The organism is Gilliamella sp. Nev3-1 (assembly GCF_001690435.1).
Taxonomy (GTDB): domain Bacteria; phylum Pseudomonadota; class Gammaproteobacteria; order Enterobacterales; family Orbaceae; genus Gilliamella; species Gilliamella apicola_C.
Genome location: NZ_LZHN01000090.1, coordinates 1 through 5,062 on the forward strand (window position 1 = coordinate 1; position 5,062 = coordinate 5,062).

General features: G+C 33.4%; 7 protein-coding genes and 4 pseudogenes. 7 read left to right on the forward strand and 4 right to left on the reverse strand.

Annotation, left to right across the window (positions count from 1 at the left end; all coding sequences use genetic code 11):
• Positions 1–430 (reverse strand): IS3 family transposase (locus tag A9G40_RS14000; RefSeq protein ID WP_141675181.1); only part of this gene is annotated, 430 nt, incomplete at its 3' end.
• Positions 430–687, reverse strand: a complete 258-nt coding sequence (locus A9G40_RS14005) for a transposase (RefSeq protein WP_176700436.1) — start codon at positions 685–687, stop codon at positions 430–432. The genes A9G40_RS14000 and A9G40_RS14005, both read right to left, overlap by 1 nt.
• Before the next feature lie 123 nt (positions 688–810).
• On the opposite strand from A9G40_RS14005, the gene A9G40_RS14010 reads away from it, so the two are divergent.
• The 3 genes and pseudogenes from A9G40_RS14010 to A9G40_RS15955 form a co-directional block, all read left to right on the forward strand.
• Complete coding sequence (locus tag A9G40_RS14010) at positions 811–1,473, forward strand: hypothetical protein (protein WP_065583524.1); 663 nt, start codon at positions 811–813, stop codon at positions 1,471–1,473.
• A gap of 169 nt (positions 1,474–1,642) precedes the next feature.
• A pseudogene (locus tag A9G40_RS15950) lies at positions 1,643–1,897 on the forward strand (transposase); the annotation flags it as partial.
• Positions 1,898–1,922: 25 nt separating this feature from the next.
• Positions 1,923–2,204: pseudogene (locus tag A9G40_RS15955) on the forward strand (integrase core domain-containing protein); the annotation flags it as partial.
• A 40-nt stretch (positions 2,205–2,244) separates the two neighbouring features.
• Here A9G40_RS15955 and A9G40_RS15625 read toward each other — a convergent pair.
• Positions 2,245–2,762 (reverse strand): annotated as a pseudogene (locus A9G40_RS15625) (transposase); the annotation flags it as partial.
• A gap of 155 nt (positions 2,763–2,917) precedes the next feature.
• On the opposite strand from A9G40_RS15625, the gene A9G40_RS14485 reads away from it, so the two are divergent.
• The 4 genes from A9G40_RS14485 (at position 2,918) to A9G40_RS15390 (ending at position 3,990) form a co-directional block, all read left to right on the forward strand.
• The gene (locus A9G40_RS14485; protein WP_081302281.1) at positions 2,918–3,160 is read left to right on the forward strand and encodes an RHS repeat domain-containing protein; all 243 of its coding nucleotides are present in this window, start codon (positions 2,918–2,920) and stop codon (positions 3,158–3,160) included.
• A gap of 155 nt (positions 3,161–3,315) precedes the next feature.
• Entirely contained in the window at positions 3,316–3,651 is a 336-nt protein-coding gene (locus A9G40_RS14025; protein WP_141675282.1) for a hypothetical protein, read from the forward strand.
• Between the two features lie 3 nt (positions 3,652–3,654).
• Positions 3,655–3,777, forward strand: a complete 123-nt coding sequence (locus A9G40_RS15630; protein WP_255307329.1) for a hypothetical protein — start codon at positions 3,655–3,657, stop codon at positions 3,775–3,777.
• Between the two features lie 18 nt (positions 3,778–3,795).
• Complete coding sequence (locus A9G40_RS15390; protein WP_218058040.1) at positions 3,796–3,990, forward strand: hypothetical protein; 195 nt, start codon at positions 3,796–3,798, stop codon at positions 3,988–3,990.
• 108 nt (positions 3,991–4,098) lie between these two features.
• On the opposite strand, the pseudogene A9G40_RS15145 reads toward A9G40_RS15390, so the two are convergent.
• Positions 4,099–5,062 (reverse strand): annotated as a pseudogene (locus A9G40_RS15145) (hypothetical protein); the annotation flags it as partial.

Consider the following 5,062-nt stretch of genomic DNA (forward strand, 5'->3'; position numbering starts at 1 on the left):
TAAAGTCATCGATGACATTGAATGTCCTAAAGCGACGTTGATTACGACTACTGTCACTCATAAAATCCATTGACCAACATTCACCTTGTTTATTGGGGGCTAATAACCTTTCCGGGCATCGTGGAGGAATGCGTTTTTTACGCTTTACCCTGAGATTAAGCTTTAATTCACAATACACCCGATATACCCGTTTATGATTCCATTGATAGCCGAGCTTTCTGATACGATTAAAACATTTAGGAAAGCCCCAGCGTAAATGCCGGTCTGTGATAGCATTCAACACCGAAACAATCACCGAATCATCCTGTAACTTAGCTTGATAATAGTAAGCACAACGGCTTAAACCAACAATGGCACAACTCATAGCAATAGTAACTGAATGATTTTGTTGTAGTTGCTGTGCCCACGTTTTACGTGCCCCTGTTGGCACTAAAGCTTTTTTATGATTTCTTCCTGAAGCTGGGATTTTAAGCTCAGTTCGGCAAACATCTGCTTAAGCTTGCAGTTTTCAGCCTCCAGCTCCTTTAAGCGTTTAATATCCGACGTTTCCATACCGCCGTATTTTTCTCGCCACTTATAGAAAGTTGAATTACCCATGCCATATTTGCGACAGAGTTCCTTGACAGGAATACCTGCTTCAGCTTCTTTTAAAATAGCGACGATTTGATGTTCAGTCATTTTTTTCATAATTAAATCCTCTTTTACTTTTATCATAGAGAATTTTCTACTTTTTGGCTGTACTATTTTAGGGGATAGTTACATGAAAAATACATTGGTAGTCAAGTTGAAGTTATAGGAAAAGTTACCGAAGTGAAGATCGGATGGACTGAAAGGAAATTACCATATATTTTTCTTAATTTTAATGACTGGCGAGGTAAAGCATTCAAAGTAAATATATGGAAAGAAGGTTTAGATGCATTAAATCTAAATCTATCAATTATGAAACCTAATGATATATGGTTAGGAAAATACATAAGTGTTAAAGGATTGATGGAACCTCCTTATATTAGTTCTAAACATAGATATTCACATCTTTCCATAACTATTACAAAAAATGACCAGCTAACAATTATCTCTCATGATGAGTTCAAAAGGAGATTGGATTGTTGTGAGTTTATTAATAGGATTAATTATTATACAAGACAACAGCCATTAGTGTCTAAAAATAATGAAATTATTAAAAATATTTTAAACAATAATATTGATAAGGTTGGGCCACAAAATAGAATTACTATAAGCAAAACGTCACAATATTCAACTATAAAACCATCAACATTATTAAGTAAAAACCAACAAATAGCAGAAAAAATAAAGATACAGCAAGGAGGACAGCACAATTTTCCTGGAACTTTGAAGTTACCAACGCCTAATCACAAACCTAAACAATATCAAAGTAGTTTTTTTAAAGATCATCTATGGGCTATTGTTATTTGTTTGATTGTTATTTTATTTTTATTTCGTTGTTTATTTTAATCAAATATTGATTTATCCATTCTGGACACATAAGTAAAGGGTTATCACTATTTCTTTTGCAAATAAAAAGTTAAAAATTAGTATTTATATATTTTATGTGTAACTACCCCCTAAAATAGTACAGCAAAAAAGTAGAAAATTCTCTATGATAAAAGTAAAAGAGGATTCAATGATGAAAAAAATGACTGAACATCAAATCGTAGCTATTTTAAAAGAAGCTGAAGCAGGTATTCCTGTTAAAGAACTATGCCGTAAATAGGGTATGGGTAATTCAACTTTCTATAAATGGCGAGAAAAATACGGCGGAATGGAAACGTCGGATATCAAACGCTTAAAAGAGCTGGAGGCTGAAAACCGCAAGCTTAAGCAGATGTTTGCTGAGCTAAGTTTAAAATCACAGCTCCAGGAAGAAATCATAAAAAAACTTTAGTGCCCACAAAAGCACGTAAAATGGACCTGAATTTACAGGAAAAACCTTCACCAACTGGGCTAAATTACATGGTATAACCATTGATTATATCCAGCCCGGTAGCCCTTATCAAAATGGCTATATTGAACGATTTAATCGTACCTATCGTACTGAAGTACTCGATTTATATCTTTTTAACAACTTAGCGCAAGCAAGGAGAATAACTGAAGAATGGTTAACGATTTATAACACCGAAAGACCGCATGAGGCATTAAATAACATGACACCGATTGAGTATAAAACACTAAAACAAGCAGCATGATTTTCTACGTGAGTTGTGTACTAAGTTTGGGGTATTTACACCCATTTTCTTTTACTTTATAATGGATTGCATCCATCCAAACAAACAGATAAACCGACGCTAGTGGTCGTTGTTGCCATCATCGCAATTCGGGAATGAGTTTTATCTGTAATGGCGGTTAAGGTTACAGGAGAAACACGAAAAGCATAAATCTCTTCAATATGCTAGCTAATGTCTTTATAGCTCACCCCCAGCGCATACATACTCAGAATTTTTTGTTCAATTTCATCGCTTAATGTTGTCTGATTTTTTTTGATGAGTTGAGGTTCAAATAAACCATTCCTATCTCTTGGTGCATCAAGTTCGAAACTGCCCGATGTGTTTTTTTATTGCCTTTGAACTTTGACCGTTGCGTCGATTAGGGGGAATATCATTGGCTAAATGAGAATCTAACTCAGTAGATAACGCCGCTTCGGTGAGATGTTTAATTAAAAGCGTTAAAATGCCCTCTTTACCCGTTAACGGCTGGTCATTTTGTAATAACATTAATGCTTTTTCAAAATCAAATTCTTGGGACAGGTGTCATTTCCTTTTTGCTACATAGTTTACTGAAATGACACAGAATATTGAACACTCTTGATTTAAATCATTATTGTGTCAACTAACCATTTACTGTGATGTCATTAGTGTTAATATTATGATAAAGCCTAACGTTTTTTGGTGATAAACACTTTGTGTATGGCTGCTTTGGTAACCTGATTGCTGAAAAGATCGGAAAAGACCACAGCCTTGTTACCCACTATGAATACGATTGTCGACATCGACTCATCAAAGTCATTAAACCGACAGGGCTAATTATCACCTATACTTATGATGCTTTTAATCGCCGTACTAGTAAAACCGTGGATGGGAAAACTACCGAATTTCTGTATTCGTATCAGGATGATACGAATAATCCAGATTACATTACAACCTAAACTGTTGTTACTAATCATTTATCGGCAGATATATCAACAAAACTTGGCATACTGGGTGGATTAAATAGTTATCAATATGTCAATGGTGATCCGATAAATTGGATAGATTCGTTAGGGTTGAAAATAATGGGGTTGAGGGGATTGCAGAGAAGGAAATGACACACGTGGTAACTTATTTTCCTAAAAATCCAAATGATCTAAGTAAAATATTAGGAATTGAACCAAAAGTAACTACAACACAACATGAAACTACTCGTATGGTTTGGGAACCTAACAGCAATACAAGGATTCGTTATGAAAGCCTTCCTAGTGATAGCGGAATTTTTAATCCTCACCACCATGGTGAACATTATCATATAGATATTAAACCTAATAATTTAACTTGGAATCAGGCTAAACGACAAAATGCTATTCAGAAAGGTAAGCCTGAAGATTATAGACCTAATCATGGTACAAGTTTCCTTCCAGGCGAAAAACATCCAGGAAAATAAATTATGTTATTAAACGAAATTAATATATCAGATGGAAAAATTATAAGTTTTAATGCAAGTTTGCAAGGTTTAAAGTTGTTTATTCAAGATTGGAAAGAGCAAAGATGGTTAATTACTTTTAAATAAGTTTTATCATTTCAATCTATGAGTGCTGAATATGAAGAACTTTTCCATTTAGATATAGTTGTAGAAGACAATTTTAAAAGATACACCATGGAATATTTTGACAATGAAAACCCAAAGGATTATCTATGTTTTAATTTTTATGGGGCATGGTCTGATAGAGCATTATTAAAAATAATTGCTAAAAATAATTATAACATTAGTCAATTATCATAACGTTAAATAAAACTATTTTTGATGATGCCGAGCGTGATAAATCACGCTCAAATTAAGTGATAATTAACTATTTTGTATTTTTCATCATATGAAAACAAATTACAAATATTAATCTTTAATTTGTAATTTATACTGCTGTAAACTTTCTAACTCGGATTTTGTGTCGTATGCGTAGAGCCTAATTTCATCAAAACGTTCCGTTTCATTAATTTCTAGTTCGTGAGAATTTTCATTTGTTACTGCTGTTTTCTTTAGTTCACTAGCTAAATAATATTCAATATGATATTCAACGGTTTCTGGTTTATCAATATTGCCTTCATTATATGCAATGAGATTGTCTTGTTGTATTTCTTTGTTTCGATGTAACCATGTTAATACTATTGTTTCTTGTTCTTTTAATATTATTGTCTCTGTAATAACTCCATTTATTTGTAAATTAGCAGGTGGATATGGTCGTGCGGCTCTTGCGTTAAATTTTAGTGCTCGAATGGGGGCTTTATTTGCACTGAGTGTTCCTGCATTAGTTTGTGTTAACTGTTGAACATAAACAACTTCACCTTTTAAATATTCGATACCATCCGTTTCGAATAAACTATCAAAAAACCAGATAAACGAATCTTTACTGTGTGTTTGTGGTAATGTGTCTGCACATCCCCTTGCTATTGTTATGGTGCCATTTAACTCATCAAATGCATCAATTCGAACAATTTCATTACCAATAATAGCTGCACTACCAATTGAAACATCTGTCATATTTTTGTTAAAAATCACGTTTAATTGTGTATCTACTTTACTTAACTGACGTTTACTGATTAATACCGCACTTGGCGTAAAATCGCCTGTTCCTCTAATTGTAAAGTCAACACCTTCAGTTGCAGTTTGTAATAAATAGTTAATTGATTGTGAAGTTGGCTGAGCAGAAACTAAAATCATATATCCCGATTCGTTATCAACATCATGATTTGATAATTGGCGCATTGCAAAATAAGGAGATTCAAATAGCATGTAATTTTCAATAGGTTTTGGTGTTGCATCTTGAACTATTCCTGTTCCAGATTGATTACCACTGTTA

What these genes read in the sequence shown, in the direction of transcription:
- A9G40_RS14005 (WP_176700436.1), bottom strand. Translation starts at nt 687, where the DNA reads ATGAAAAAAATGACTGAACATCAAATCGTCGCTATTTTAAAAGAAGCT.
- A9G40_RS14025 (WP_141675282.1), top strand. Translation starts at nt 3,316, where the DNA reads ATGACACACGTGGTAACTTATTTTCCTAAAAATCCAAATGATCTAAGT.
- A9G40_RS15630 (WP_255307329.1), top strand. Translation starts at nt 3,655, where the DNA reads ATGTTATTAAACGAAATTAATATATCAGATGGAAAAATTATAAGTTTT.
- A9G40_RS15390 (WP_218058040.1), top strand. Translation starts at nt 3,796, where the DNA reads ATGAGTGCTGAATATGAAGAACTTTTCCATTTAGATATAGTTGTAGAA.